Raw genomic sequence first — 12,774 nt, forward strand, 5'->3', positions numbered from 1 at the left:
CTACTCCGCATACCTGGCGGCAGAGACCGGCCGCGGGCAACCTTCGCGCTCACTCGCCCTCCCCCGGCCGCAGATCGCGAGCGAGCCGGAACCCTGAGAAGATCTGCCGTCGGATCGGGTGGTCCCAGTTGCGGAAGGTGCTGCGGCAGGCGACCGGGTCGGTGCCGAACGAGCCGCCGCGCAGCACCCGGTAATCACCGCCGAAGAAGACCTCCGAGTACTCCCGATAGGGGAAGGCGTGGAAGCCCGGGTAGGGGTCGAAACCTGATGCGGTCCACTCCCAGACGTCGCCGATGAGCTGATGCACGCCGGCGGGTGTCGCGCCCGCCGGATAGGCGCCCACGTCGGCAGGTTCCAGGTGGCGCTGGCCCAGATTCGCGGTGGCCGCGTCCGGTTCGGCGTCGCCCCAGGGGAATCGGCGGTCGGCGCCGGTGGCCGGGTCGTGGCGCGCGGCCTTCTCCCACTCGGCCTCGGTGGGTAGCCGCTTGCCCGCCCAGTTCGCGTAGGCCTCGGCCTCGAACCAGCACACATGCACCACCGGCTGGTGCGGGCGCAGCGGCGTCATCACGCCGAAGACGCGACGCCACCAGTGACCGGCGGGGTCGCGCTCCCAGAATTGCGGCGCGACCAGACCCGCCTCCTGCCGGTGCGCCCAACCGCGTTCGGACCACAGCTCGGGGCGCTCGTAACCGCCGTCATCGATGAAGGCCAGGTACTGCTCGTTGGTCACCGGCGCGGCGTCGATGGCGAAGCCTGGCAGTCGAACTCGGTGCGCGGGGCGCTCGTTGTCCAGCGCCCACGGTTCGGTGGACGTGCCCATGGTGAATTCGCCCGCGGGAACGACGACTTCGCCGGTGACGGGAGTAGTCGCGATCGGGACGGCGGGGGCGGTCAATACCGCTGGGCCGGTGCGCAATTGGTGGGTGGCCAGCATGGTCTCGTCGTGCTGCTGCTCGTGCTGGGCGATCATGCCGAAGGCGAAACCGCCATCGATCAGCGGTGCGCCGCGTAAATCGCTGTGGTCCAGCACATCCCACACCTTGTCGCGGACGGTGCCGACATATCCCCTGGCCTGGGTCGGGTCGAGCAGCGGCAGCGCGGGACGGTTCGAGCGGGCGTGCTTGAACGCGTCGTACAGCTCGTCGATGTCGGCGCGCACCGCCTCGCGGCCGCCGACATCGCGGACCAGCCATAGTTCTTCCTGGTTGCCGATGTGCGCTAGATCCCACACCAGCGGGCTCATCAGCCGCGAATGCTGCGCCACCAGTTCGGCTTCGTCGATGCAGTCGGTGAGGGTGAGGGTGCGCTGCCTGGCACGGGTCAGGACCTCGGCGATCCGGTCGCGCAGGTGCTCGGTGTCGGAAACGTCGGCGGCTGGCGGATGGTGAATGGTCACGATAGGTCTCCAGGGGCTGGTTCGGCGTCGGCGTCGGCACGGCTCGACGCCGGACCGGATCGGCAATGCAGACAAGCTCTTCGCACGACCAGGCCTGATGGCAGCTCGACGCTGCCGTACAGCGGCCGCGGTTCGCTCGCTGCCGCTCGTATCACGAGCCGGCTCCGGGACCGTCCGCCCCGGGTCCCTGGCCGCTGCGACATCGTTGCGCGGCGGATTCGATCTCCCGGACCGCCTCGTCCGTAGCCGCATGGGCCGCGGCCAGCGTGAGGAGCTCCACCGCCACGGCCCGGATGTCCAGATCGGCCAGCCCGTAGCGGGCGGCGTCGAGCCAGTGACCCGCCAGCGGCGCGGCGATGGCGGTCGCCTCGGCGACGACGGCACGGCTGGACATCAGCGCGTCGAGCACGTGGATCGGCACGGTCCAGCCGTCGCCGGGCTGTGCGTCGATGTAGCGGACCTCGAGATAACCGGACGCACGCACCGGGGGGAACAGCGTGGTCAGGTGATAGTCGAGGTCGTTGCGGTCGGGGCGGCGGCCCACCTCGTCGTCGAGGGCACCGGTGAGCCAGTCCGCGAAGGTCGCTCCCGGCGGCGGGGACCAGCCGGTAGCGCTGTCACCGGGTGCGCGGGCCTCGTCGTCGGGTCTTCGAACGCACAGCAGCGGCACATCCAGAGCCCACCTGCTGTAGCCATGGATCGGATCCACCCAGTCCATCAGCGGCGGCCGGGTCCTGGCGTTGTCCAGCCGCAGCCAGGCCCGCATGCGTTGCGACGCCCACTCCCCCGCCGGAGCGCCGCGCAGCGCGGGCGAACAGGCGAAGGCGGCGAGCAGGGCCGGGCCGATGGCGTAGAGCGCGGTCCAGCGGGCGGCGATATCGGCGCGATCGGCACCGGCGTCGACGCTGACCTGGGTCGCGGCGGTATTGCACATCATGAGTTTGCCGAACGGGCCGATACCGGCGAAGGTCTGTTCCATGGCGCGATAGCGCGGGAGCTGGAGCAGCCGCTTGGGGCGGCGGTCCGCGTCGGCAGCGACGGAAACGGTGCGGATGGAACGAGATTCGAGGAGTTCCCGCAGGAGGCGGGCATCGTCGCGGAGCGAGGTATTCAGCTGCGCGGCATCAGCGAACGGTGCGCTGGACAATTCGATCTGGCCACCGGGTTCGATGGTGACCCGGCTGCCCCCTGGTAAGGCCAATTCCGGGGAATCGGGGGCGATGGACCGTGGTGCATACGGTCCGAGGGCATCCGCCAGGGCAGTCAACTGGGGACGCGGGGCGGCCGAAGGGCCTGACGCCGAACACTCACCCTGCACGGTGAGCCATTCGAGCTCGGCGCCGATCAGCGTCGGTGGTCCCTGCTTGAAGCAGACGCCGCCGATATACGCCTCGGCGGCGGCTCGCGACCCTAGCTCCCCATCATGGATTACCCGGCTGACCAGCTCCGAATGCTCCAGCGTGACCGCCATACCAACCTCCACTGTGGGTCCGATGCGCTGTGGTTTCGTGTCCGCCGTCGTTCTGTTATCGCCGCGTGGCCGTGCTGTATTCCGCTCGCGGCATCCATCCAGAGTAGCGATCACTACCGACAAGAAATCGACAAGAATCCGAACTGGGGACCGACCGGGCACGGACAGACCCGGTCCCGCCGCGCCCGTTAAGGTCGGAATCATGCTGGCTGAAGATCGTGTCCGTGCCGACACCCCTGGTTGCGCGTCCGGTGCCGAGCCGGGTCCGGTGTTCCTCGACAGCGCCGGATCGTCGCTGCCCCCGCGCGTGGTCCTGGACACCGTCGTCGATCATCTGCGCCGCGAGGCCGAGGTCGGTGGCTATCGCGCCGCGAACGAGCGCCTCGACGATCTCGCCGCGGTGAAGACCGCGATCGGCACGCTCATCAACGCGGCGCCGTCCAGTATCGCGTTGAGCGACAGCGCGACTCGCGCATGGGCCGACTTCTTCTACTCGATTCCGCTGGCCGAGGGTGATCGCATCCTGGTCTCCGAGGCCGACTACGCGAGCAACGCCATCGCGGCGCTGCAGCGCGCCCGCGCCACCGGGGCCACCGTGGAGAAGATCCCGAGCGACAGCACCGGGCAGATCGACCTCGACGCGCTGTCGGCGCTGGTCGACGAGCGGGTCAAGCTGGTCTCGGTGCTGCACGCGCCCACCAACGGCGGCCTGGTCAACCCGGCCGCCGAGGCCACCCGGATCGCGCGTTCGGTCGGTGCGCTGGTGTTGCTCGACGCCTGCCAGTCGACCGGGCAACTCCCGATCAATGTGGCCGAGCTGGACGTCGACGCGCTCTCGGCCACCGGCCGCAAGTGGCTGCGCGGACCGCGCGGCACCGGATTCCTCTACGTGCGACCGGAATTGGCGGCAACGATGGAACCGGGACGGCTCGACTTGCACAGCGCGGAGTGGACCGCCCCGGATGAATACCGCCTCGCCCCCGACGCGAGCCGCTTCGAGTTCTGGGAATGCGATGTAGCCGCGCGCCTCGGTCTCGGCGCGGCCGTGCGGTACCTGCTCGAGCTCGGTCCCGCGAATGTGTACGAGGCCATCTCGGCCCGCGCCGAGCACCTGCGCAAGGCGCTGCCGGAGATTCCCGGAGTGACGGTGCGCGACATCGGCGTTCAGCACAGCGGCATCGTGTCGTTCACCGTCGACGGTGTCGATTCCCTCGCTGTGCGCGATCGGCTTGCCGAGCAGAACATCACGGTGACCGTCAGCCGGGCAGGCTCGACGCTGCTGGACATGACCGGTCGCGGGCTGCAGTCCGTGGTCCGCGCCTCCCCGCACTGCTTCGTGAGCTTCGAGGAGCTGGACCGGTTCGTGGCCGCCGTCGCCGCGCTGTAAGCAACTGCTGGACAGCAGCTCTCAACGAGCGGAATTGCGTTCAGGCCAGATGTAATTCGAGGGCGCGGTCCACGAGCGCGCGGAGATCGGCGGCGGGCGCGACCAGGCGCAGGCTGCGATTCGCCTGGAGTGCGGCGATGCCGTGCAGGTTCGTCCACAGGGCGATCGCACGCTCGGCAGGAGCTACCGAGCCGGCGTCCGCGGCGTCACTCACCAGCGCCACGAACCGCTCGAACAGCGGCAACGTGGTCGCACGAAGATTCTCACCGGAGCCTTCGAGCAGGTCGTGCCGGAACATCAGGGTGAACATCTCCGGCCGCTCGCCGGCGAACTCGACGTACTCGACGCTCATGCGCGCCAGCCGATCTCGGGCGGACCCACCGGGATCGGCCGCGGCGAACCGGTCGATCAGATCGGCGAACCCGCGCGCCGCGATGGCCGCGAGTAGCGCGCGGTGCGTCGGGAAGTGCCTGCGCGGTGCCCCATGTGAGACACCGGCGGCGCGCGTTATCGCACGAAGTCCCAATTGCGCCGCACCGACCTCTTCCAACAGGTCGACACCCGTCCCGACCAGGCGCTCGCGCAGCGGTTCACTCTCGACCATGCAGACATTGTCTACGGCAGCCATCCATCCTCCACATCCGGGTGTAGACACTGTCTACGCCCGTGCGGTAGACATTGTCTACACATTTCGATCGGGAGGTTCTCCGTGTGGTACCGGCTCTTCAAACACGTGTTGCTCGGCCCCGTGCTGCGGGTGCTCGGCAGACCCGAAGTCGAAGGGCTGGATCATCTTCCGCGCACCGGGCCGATGATCGTCGCGGCCAACCACCTGGCGGTGATCGACTCGCTGTACCTCGCACTCGTGCTGCCCCGGCGCGTCACCTTCCTGGCCAAGCAGGAGTACTTCACCGGCACCGGCCTGCGCGGCCGATTCCAGCGGTGGTTCTTCTCGGCGACGGGCCAGGTGCCGGTCGACCGGACCGGCGGGAGCGCCGCGGCCGACGCACTCGCCGCCGCCCCCCGCATTCTCGAGGCGGGCGGCGTGTGGGCCATCCACCCCGAGGGCACCCGCTCGCCGGACGGACGGATCTACCGCGGCCGCACCGGCACCCTGCGGGTCGCGATGGCGACCGGCGCACCGGTGATCCCGGTGGTGCTCTCCGGTACCGATCGCGTCAACCCCCGCGGCAAGCGACTGCCCCGCTTCGGCAAGGTGCGGATCAGCTTCGGCACCCCGCGCTACTACCTGCCCGCCGAGCAACACCACACCGCACGCACCGCGACCGACGAACTGATGCGCGATCTCGCCACCCGCGCCGGCCGCCACTATGTCGACCAGTACGCCACCACTTTTCGCTGACCGGCGCCCCATCCCCGGCCCAGCACGCGTCGTCACCCACCGGCGATCGGTGTGGCGTTGAGCGATGGGCGGACCGAGAAGGCCGGCCACCCGCGCTCCGGACCGTATCCGCGCCTATGTGCGCTCCGTACCGCACATCCGGTTACCCGCGACACTCCAGCAAACGCAGACACGCTGGAAAAGGGTTAACGCCACGCCGGAATGGCGGGATAGTTGAGGGAGGTCGACAGGCGACCGAAGCTGGTGATGAGGGAGTTGACGTTGAGCAGGTTCACCGACGAGATGTATGCGACGGCGCAGGCGTCTACCCGGGGGCTGGTGACCGGCGAACCGAACGCACCGCTGCGGCAGAGCTGGGGCGAGATCCATCGGATCGCCCGGCGCATGGCCGGTGGGCTCGCGGCGGCGGGCATCGGACACGGTGACGCGGTGGGTGTGCTCGCGGGTATGCCGGTCGACATCGCACCGGCCTGCCAGGCCATCTGGATGCGCGGCGCCTCGATCACCATGCTGCACCAGCCGACGCCGCGCACCGATCTGGTCGTCTGGGCGCGCGACACCGAGACCGTGCTGACCATGATCGAGGCGCGTGCGGTGGTGCTCGGCGCCCCGTTCGAGGCGGCCGAACCGCTGCTGCGCGAGCGCGGCATCACGGTGGTGCGGATCGATCAGCTGCGCGACGGCACCGACACCGATCCGGTGCCGACCGCCGAGGACGATATCGCCTTGCAGCAGTTGACCTCCGGATCGACCGGGTCGCCCAAGGCGGTGCGGATCACCCACGGCAACTTCTTCGTCAACGCCTACGCCATGTTCGATCGGGTCAAATTCCAGCTCGACGACGACGTGATGGTCAGCTGGCTGCCGCTGTTCCACGACATGGGCATGGTCGGATTCCTCAGCGTCCCCATGCAAATCGGCGCCGAGGTGGTCTGCGTGACGCCGCTGGACTTCCTGATGCGCCCCTTACTGTGGGCCGAGCTGATCACCAAGTATCGCGGAACCGTCACCGCCGCACCGAACTTCGCGTACTCGCTGCTGGCCCGCAGGCTGAAGCAGGCCGACGACGGCGCGTTCGATCTGAGCAGCGTCCGCTACATGTGGAACGGCGCCGAGCCGGTCGACCCGGACACCATGGAGACGCTGGCCGCGGCCGGAAAACGCTTCGGCCTCAGCCCGATGGCGCTCACCCCCGTGTACGGCATGGCGGAAACGACGCTGGCCGTGTCGATTCCGGATCCCGGCCTGGGCCAGGTGCTCGACGTCATCGACGCCGACCTGCTCGAGGCCCTCGGCAAGGCCGTGCCGGTGCCCGACGAGCACGGGCATCCCGGCAACATCCGCAGGCTGCCCACGCTGGGCTACCTGGTCGACCACCTGGAAGGTCGCGTGGTGGACGCGGAGCATCAGCCGCTGCCGCCGCGTTCGGTCGGCGTGATCGAATTACGCGGGCCCGCGGTCACTTCCGGCTACGTCACGGTCGAGGGTTTCCGGCCGGCGCAGGACGCCGCGGGCTGGCTCGACACCGGCGACATCGGTTACTTCACCGAAGAGGGCTTGATCGTGGTGTGCGGCCGGATCAAGGACGTCATCATCATGGGCGGCCGCAATATCTACCCCACCGACATCGAGCGCGCCGCCACCCGGGTGAGCGGCGTGCGGCCGGGCAACGCGGTCGCCGTGCGCCTGGACGCCGGGCAGAAGCGGGAGAGCTTCGCGGTGGTGGTGGAGAGCAACGACTACCAGAATCCCGAGGCGGTCAAGCGGATCGAGCGCGAGATCGTGCACGCGGTGTTCTCCGAGGTGGGCTCCCGTCCGCGCACCGTCGCCGTGCTCGGTCCCGGCGCACTGCCCAAGACGTCCTCGGGCAAGCTGCGCCGCGCCGCCACCGCCGCGCACCTGCGCTGAGCAGCACTACGCCCGTACCGCCGGTGGTGGTACGGGCGAGTTGAATTCGCTACGTGTTCAGCTGAATAGCCCTGTGAGCTACCGAAAAGCACTGGCAACGTGGCGAATTCGCCACGCCTGCCCTCAATGCACTTGGTTCTGCGCGGTTTCCAATCCGACGCGCAGCAACAGCTCGACGGCGTCGGCGGCCTGCTCGACGATCACCGGGATTTCCTTGCGTTCGGCCGCCGCGAACGACTTGAGCACGTAGTCGGCCGGATCCTGCCGGCCGGGCGGACGGCCGATGCCGATCCGGGTGCGCAGATAGTCCTTGGTGGTCAGCGCGCTCGACACCGAACGAAGGCCGTTGTGCCCGCCCTCGCCGCCGCCGCGCTTGAGCCGGATCTCACCGAAGGGCAGGTCGAGTTCGTCGTGCACGACGATCACCTCGGTGGGCGGCACGGAGAAGAACTTCGCCAGCGCGGCGACCGGGCGCCCGGACAGATTCATGAACGAACGCGGCTTGGCGATCAGCACCTGGCGGCCGTCGAGGTGGGCCTGCAGCAGGTCGGCGCCGGACTTCTTGTGCACGGCAAAACGGCCGCCGACGCGCTGCGCGAGCACGTCGGCGACCAGAAACCCCACGTTGTGCCGGGTGCGCTCGTATTCGGGTCCTGGGTTACCCAGTCCGACAACGAGCGCGGGCCCGGTCGCGGCGTCGGTCATCGAAGAACCGATACCGGAGTACTTACTCGGCGCTCGCGGCTTCGGCGGCGGCCTCGGCAGCCTCGGCGGCCTCCTCGACCTCGGCCTCGGACTGCGGCGCGGTGATGACGTTGACGATCAGCGTCTCGGGATCGACGTTCAGCGTGACGCCCTTGGGCAGCTCGAGCGAGCCCGCGTTGATCTGGGTGCCCGCCTCGACGCCCTCGACCGAGACCTCGATGGACTCGGGAATGCTCATCGCGTCGGACTCGATGGAGATGGTGGTGGCGTCCTGGGTGACCAGGGTGCCGGGCGCGGCGTCGCCGGTGATGATGACGTTCACATCGGCGGTGACCTTCTCGCCCTTCTTGATGATGAGCAGGTCGGCGTGCTCGATGTAGCGGCGAATCGGGTGCACGACAACGGACTTGGTGAGCGCGAGCTGCTTCTTGCCGTCGATGACGAGGCTGAGCACCGCGTTGTTGCCGTGCTCGCGCAGAATGGCGGAGAAGGCGCGGGCGTCGAGCGAGAGGTGCTGCGGGTCGGCCTGGTGGCCGTACAGTACGGCGGGAACGTTGCCCGCGCGACGGGTACGGCGGGCGGCACCCTTACCGAACTCGGTGCGTACGGCGGCTTCGAGAAGGTTGGCGTCGGACATGACTGGATCTACTCCCTACGGCTGTTCCGGGCTGTCAACAGTGCGCCAGGGTCTGTTTCCGCCCTGGCTGATTGGTCTACTCGTCCGACGAAGAACGAACGGGGACGGCCGGAAGCCGAGCCGCGTCGATCACGGTGAACGCAAAATCAGGTCTGCGGTCACCCTCGCCGAGACAACCCGAACACCATACCGCAATGGTTATGCGCAGATGGAATCGGGTGGTCAGGCACAGGTCGTGTCGTGGCCAGGGCGATCGCGTAGATTAGAGCGGTTGCCGATCGGTCGTCTGTGAAAGGTTGTTCCGTTGACCGCCTCCCCTGAGGGACTGCCCGCCGAGGTTTCCCGACGGCGCACATTCGCGGTGATCTCGCACCCCGACGCGGGCAAGTCGACGCTCACCGAGGCGCTCGCGCTGCACGCCAGGATGATCTCCGAGGCCGGCGCGATCCACGGTAAGGCCGGACGCCGCTCCACCGTCTCGGACTGGATGGAGATGGAGAAGGCGCGCGGCATCTCGGTCAGTTCGACCGCGCTGCAGTTCAATTACCGCGCCGAGGGCTCCGACACCGACAGCGTGATCAACCTCGTCGATACGCCGGGTCACTCCGATTTCTCCGAGGACACCTACCGGGTGCTCACCGCCGTCGACGCCGCGGTGATGCTGATCGACGCCGCGAAAGGCTTGGAGCCGCAGACCCTCAAGCTGTTCCAGGTGTGCCGCCATCGCGGCATCCCGGTCATCACCGTGATCAACAAGTGGGACCGGCCGGGTCAGGCGCCGCTGGAACTGCTCGACGAGATCAGCGAGCGGATCGGGCTCACCCCCACGCCGCTGTTCCTGCCCGTCGGCATCGCGGGCGACTTCCGCGGCTTGCTGCGCCGCGGCGACGAGGGCGCCCCGCTCGAATACGTGCACTTCACCCGCACCGCCGGCGGCGCGACGATCGCGCCGGAGGAGTCGCTGACCCCGGAGCAGGCCGAGGCCCGCGAGGGCGAGGCGTGGACGACCGCGGTCGAAGAGAGCGAACTGCTCTCGGCCACCGGGCAGGACCACGACCAGGAAATGTTCCTCGCCGGGCAGACCTCGCCGGTCATCTATGCCTCGGCGATGCTGAACTTCGGGGTGCGGCAGCTGCTGGAGACGCTGGTATCGCTGGCGCCCGCGCCGGGTCCGCGCCCGGACGTGCACGGCGGCGCGCGCGAGGTCACCGAGCCGTTCAGCGCGGTGGTATTCAAGGTGCAGGCGGGCATGGACGCCGCGCACCGGGACCGGCTGGCGTTCATGCGCATCGTCTCGGGTGAGTTCGAGCGCGGCATGGTGGTCACGCACGCACAGACCGGACGGCCCTTCGCGACGAAGTACGCCTTGACCGTGTTCGGCCGGGAGCGCAACACCGTCGACACCGCCTACCCGGGTGACGTGGTCGGCCTGGTGAACGCGACGGCGCTGGCGCCGGGCCACACGCTGTTCGTGGACAAGAAGGTGGAGTTCCCGCCGATCCCGTCGTTCGCGCCGGAGCACTTCGCGGTGTTGCGCGCCGAGAGCGCGGGCAAGTACAAGCAGTTCCGCAAGGCCATCGACCAGCTCGACTCCGAGGGCGTTGTGCAGGTGCTGCGCAACGACATTCGCGGCGACGCGTCCCCCGTGCTCGCGGCCGTCGGGCCGATGCAGTTCGAGGTGGTCACCGCGCGCATGCTGACCGAGTTCAATGTCGAGACCAAGCTGGACAACCTGCCCTACACGCTGGCCAGGCGCACCGATGCGGCGTCGGCGGACGAGCTCGGCAAGCAGCGCGGCGTCGAGGTGTTCACCCGCAGCGACGGTGCGTTGCTCGCGCTGTTCAGCGACAAGTGGCGGCTGCAGTACATCGAGAAGGAATTCCCGAAGCTGACGCTGGAGCCACTGGTCGCGACGGCGGACTGATCACCCGGCTTCGGGTTCGCGCCGCACGGGCGGGGCGCCCGGGTCGCGTTCGACGGACGAGATGACGCCGTCTTTCCGGGAGATGAGGCCCCAGCGGCTCGACGTCAGGCGCAGGCTGGGCAGGTCGCTGAGCGAGACCACCACTTCATAGGTGCGTTCGTAACCGGTGTGCGAAATGCGCCAGTGGCCGTCGTCGCAGCGCACATATTTGTCGGAGTAGAAGGCCGCGCCGCGCAGCAGCATGTTGTGGCCGGGGATGAGCACGGTGTCGGCGAGGTACCAGGTGCCGGTCGCGGAGTCACCGTCGATGTCGATCTCAGGGTGGTCGCAGCGGTGCTCGGTGATGACGTGCGGGCCGAGGGTGTTGCGCATGAAGGCGAGAAACGCGTCGCGCGATTCGAACTGGAGGTATTCGCTGTAGGTGGCGGTGGCCTCGGGAATCATGGTGTCCGCGAACTCATCCCAAGATTTCGTGTCGAGGGTGCGTAGATAGCGGAACTTCAGCCGGCTGATCGCCGTGACGTCGTCCAGTTTGCGATCGTCGACGCGTCGCGCACCCTCGCGGCGTTGCTGCTCGCCCGCGTTCATCCCGGTGACTCGCCCGCCGGCGCCGATCGACGGGTCGCCGCGCTGCTGTGCGCCGACGCCGATCCCCGAGTTGTTCCGTTCCTGCCCGCCACCACCCGTGCTCGGGTCGCCGCGGCCCTGCCCGCCGGTTCCCTGATCCATACTTAACAATCCCATCCGAAGCCCGCCAGCTTCATGATTTGGGAGATTTGTACCATCCGCGTCCGCTTTCTCGGCGCATGGCGACTACGGCCCCACATTGTGTGTCGGTGGTTTACACCGCGATTCTTTGTCCCAAGAATCGGTGGTTGACCGGCTGTGCGCGCAGAATCCCGCGTCAGTTACCGATGGTGAAGCAGGTGCGGCAGAAGTCCTCGCCGAACTCGGTCAGGCGCAGACTCTTGCGCACGATCTTCGGGGCGCGGCCCGCCTTCTTCAGGGCCGCTTCGACCAGTGGTTGCACCTCGAGCACCATGTATCGGCTCAGCACCACCGGGTCGTCGGAGACGGCGGTCAGCCCGAGCCGGTTGAGGTTGATGAGGTAGAGGCGGGACCGATCCGGGTAGCGGACGCCGGCCTGCTCGGGCACCGAGGTCAGATCCCCCTGCACCAGTTCGGAGCCGATGCCGAGCGGCCGGTTGGTGCGCACATCGACCGAGGGCTGCGGGCCGTTCTGCGCCATGAAGCGCAGAATGCGCGCCTCGTCGGGGGCCAGCTCGTCGAGAATTCGGTCGTAGGCGGGGTGCACGTCTTCGGTGAAGTAGACGTCGGCGGACCGGGCGAGCAGTGCGTCGCCGCGTCTGCGGAGCTCATCGATGCTCGCCGAACGAAGATAGGAGCCGACGGCCAGCGCCTGCTGCTGCGCACCGCTGTTGTTACCGGGTCCGTTCGGCGTCGGCACGTAGCTGACGATCTCGCGCACCGAGCCCTCGGTGACGCCGAGCGCGCTACGGGCTATGGAGCGCAACGCATTTCCGGTTCGCTCGGCGATATCGGCGGACGACTCTCCGTCCAGCGCGGCCTGGGTGATCTCCTTGGTGACCTCGTAGGTGGTGCCGACCGCCCACTGACCACCGCGCACGACACTGCCCGCCGCGACGCCGGCCGCCCGGAATACGCCGCGAATCAGCCGAGCCTCGTTGCTGATCTGCCGCTGTTCGACATCCGCACTGCGCTCAACGGCGCGGGAACCGGCTCGGGTGATGTCCTGTCCGGTCCTGTCGTCTGCCACGTCATACTCCGATATCGCCAGGTGAACGAATCCCGCCCCACAGATTACTGCCCCCTGTGTCGCTGGTCATTGTCGCGGTCGGACCCAGTCGATGCGGCATTCCGCACAAACACTGTGACCGATGTCTCGGCATGCGACACTGTGGCCCCGCGCACTGGAGGTGGACCCCGCTAGTCATCTCACAA

At 68.4% G+C, this 12,774-nt stretch carries 11 protein-coding genes; 4 read left to right on the top strand and 7 right to left on the bottom strand.

Annotated features, from left to right (window positions below; genetic code table 11):
* Positions 1–49: 49 nt before the first annotated feature.
* Together egtB and egtA are read right to left on the bottom strand one after the other, a co-directional pair.
* Positions 50–1,396 carry an ergothioneine biosynthesis protein EgtB gene (gene egtB, locus DBO33_RS37655; RefSeq protein WP_107659284.1) on the bottom strand — a complete coding sequence of 449 codons (1,347 nt, stop codon included), beginning with the start codon at positions 1,394–1,396 and terminating at the stop codon, positions 50–52.
* 151 nt (positions 1,397–1,547) lie between these two features.
* On the bottom strand, positions 1,548–2,867 hold the full coding sequence (gene egtA, locus DBO33_RS37660) for an ergothioneine biosynthesis glutamate--cysteine ligase EgtA (RefSeq protein ID WP_107659285.1): 1,320 nt from the start codon (positions 2,865–2,867) through the stop codon (positions 1,548–1,550).
* Positions 2,868–3,069: 202 nt separating this feature from the next.
* On the opposite strand from egtA, the gene DBO33_RS37665 reads away from it, so the two are divergent.
* Positions 3,070–4,254, top strand: coding sequence for an aminotransferase class V-fold PLP-dependent enzyme (locus tag DBO33_RS37665; RefSeq protein WP_107659286.1), 1,185 nt, complete (start codon positions 3,070–3,072; stop codon positions 4,252–4,254).
* 40 nt (positions 4,255–4,294) lie between these two features.
* Here DBO33_RS37665 and DBO33_RS37670 read toward each other — a convergent pair whose 3' ends face one another.
* Positions 4,295–4,858 (bottom strand): TetR/AcrR family transcriptional regulator, encoded by a 564-nt coding sequence (locus tag DBO33_RS37670; protein ID WP_107659287.1) that lies wholly within the window; start codon positions 4,856–4,858, stop codon positions 4,295–4,297.
* 105 nt (positions 4,859–4,963) lie between these two features.
* Between DBO33_RS37670 and DBO33_RS37675 the strand changes: the two genes are divergently transcribed.
* Together DBO33_RS37675 and DBO33_RS37680 are read left to right on the top strand one after the other, a co-directional pair.
* Positions 4,964–5,617 carry a lysophospholipid acyltransferase family protein gene (locus tag DBO33_RS37675; RefSeq protein WP_107659288.1) on the top strand — a complete coding sequence of 218 codons (654 nt, stop codon included), beginning with the start codon at positions 4,964–4,966 and terminating at the stop codon, positions 5,615–5,617.
* Positions 5,618–5,878: 261 nt separating this feature from the next.
* On the top strand, positions 5,879–7,525 hold the full coding sequence (locus DBO33_RS37680) for a fatty acyl-AMP ligase (RefSeq protein ID WP_107660939.1): 1,647 nt from the start codon (positions 5,879–5,881) through the stop codon (positions 7,523–7,525).
* A gap of 123 nt (positions 7,526–7,648) precedes the next feature.
* Here the strand turns inward: DBO33_RS37680 and pth are convergent, their stop codons facing one another.
* Together pth and DBO33_RS37690 are read right to left on the bottom strand one after the other, a co-directional pair.
* Positions 7,649–8,230, bottom strand: a complete 582-nt coding sequence (gene pth, locus DBO33_RS37685; protein WP_107659289.1) for an aminoacyl-tRNA hydrolase — start codon at positions 8,228–8,230, stop codon at positions 7,649–7,651.
* 22 nt (positions 8,231–8,252) lie between these two features.
* Complete coding sequence (locus DBO33_RS37690) at positions 8,253–8,867, bottom strand: 50S ribosomal protein L25/general stress protein Ctc (RefSeq protein ID WP_107659290.1); 615 nt, start codon at positions 8,865–8,867, stop codon at positions 8,253–8,255.
* 304 nt (positions 8,868–9,171) lie between these two features.
* Here DBO33_RS37690 and DBO33_RS37695 point away from each other — a divergent pair, with 304 nt between their 5' ends.
* Positions 9,172–10,791 carry a peptide chain release factor 3 gene (locus tag DBO33_RS37695; protein ID WP_107659291.1) on the top strand — a complete coding sequence of 540 codons (1,620 nt, stop codon included), beginning with the start codon at positions 9,172–9,174 and terminating at the stop codon, positions 10,789–10,791.
* On the opposite strand, the gene DBO33_RS37700 is transcribed toward DBO33_RS37695, so the two are convergent.
* Positions 10,792–11,379: a nuclear transport factor 2 family protein gene (locus tag DBO33_RS37700; RefSeq protein ID WP_234391458.1), complete on the bottom strand. Its 588-nt coding sequence runs from the start codon at positions 11,377–11,379 to the stop codon at positions 10,792–10,794.
* A 316-nt stretch (positions 11,380–11,695) separates the two neighbouring features.
* A complete protein-coding gene (locus tag DBO33_RS37705) occupies positions 11,696–12,589 on the bottom strand; it encodes an Abi-alpha family protein (protein ID WP_107659292.1) in 894 nt (297 codons plus the stop codon).
* Positions 12,590–12,774: the final 185 nt, after the last annotated feature.

Origin of the sequence: Nocardia suismassiliense (assembly GCF_900269665.1) — a bacterium.
In the GTDB taxonomy this organism is placed as follows: Bacteria; Actinomycetota; Actinomycetes; order Mycobacteriales; family Mycobacteriaceae; genus Nocardia; species Nocardia suismassiliense.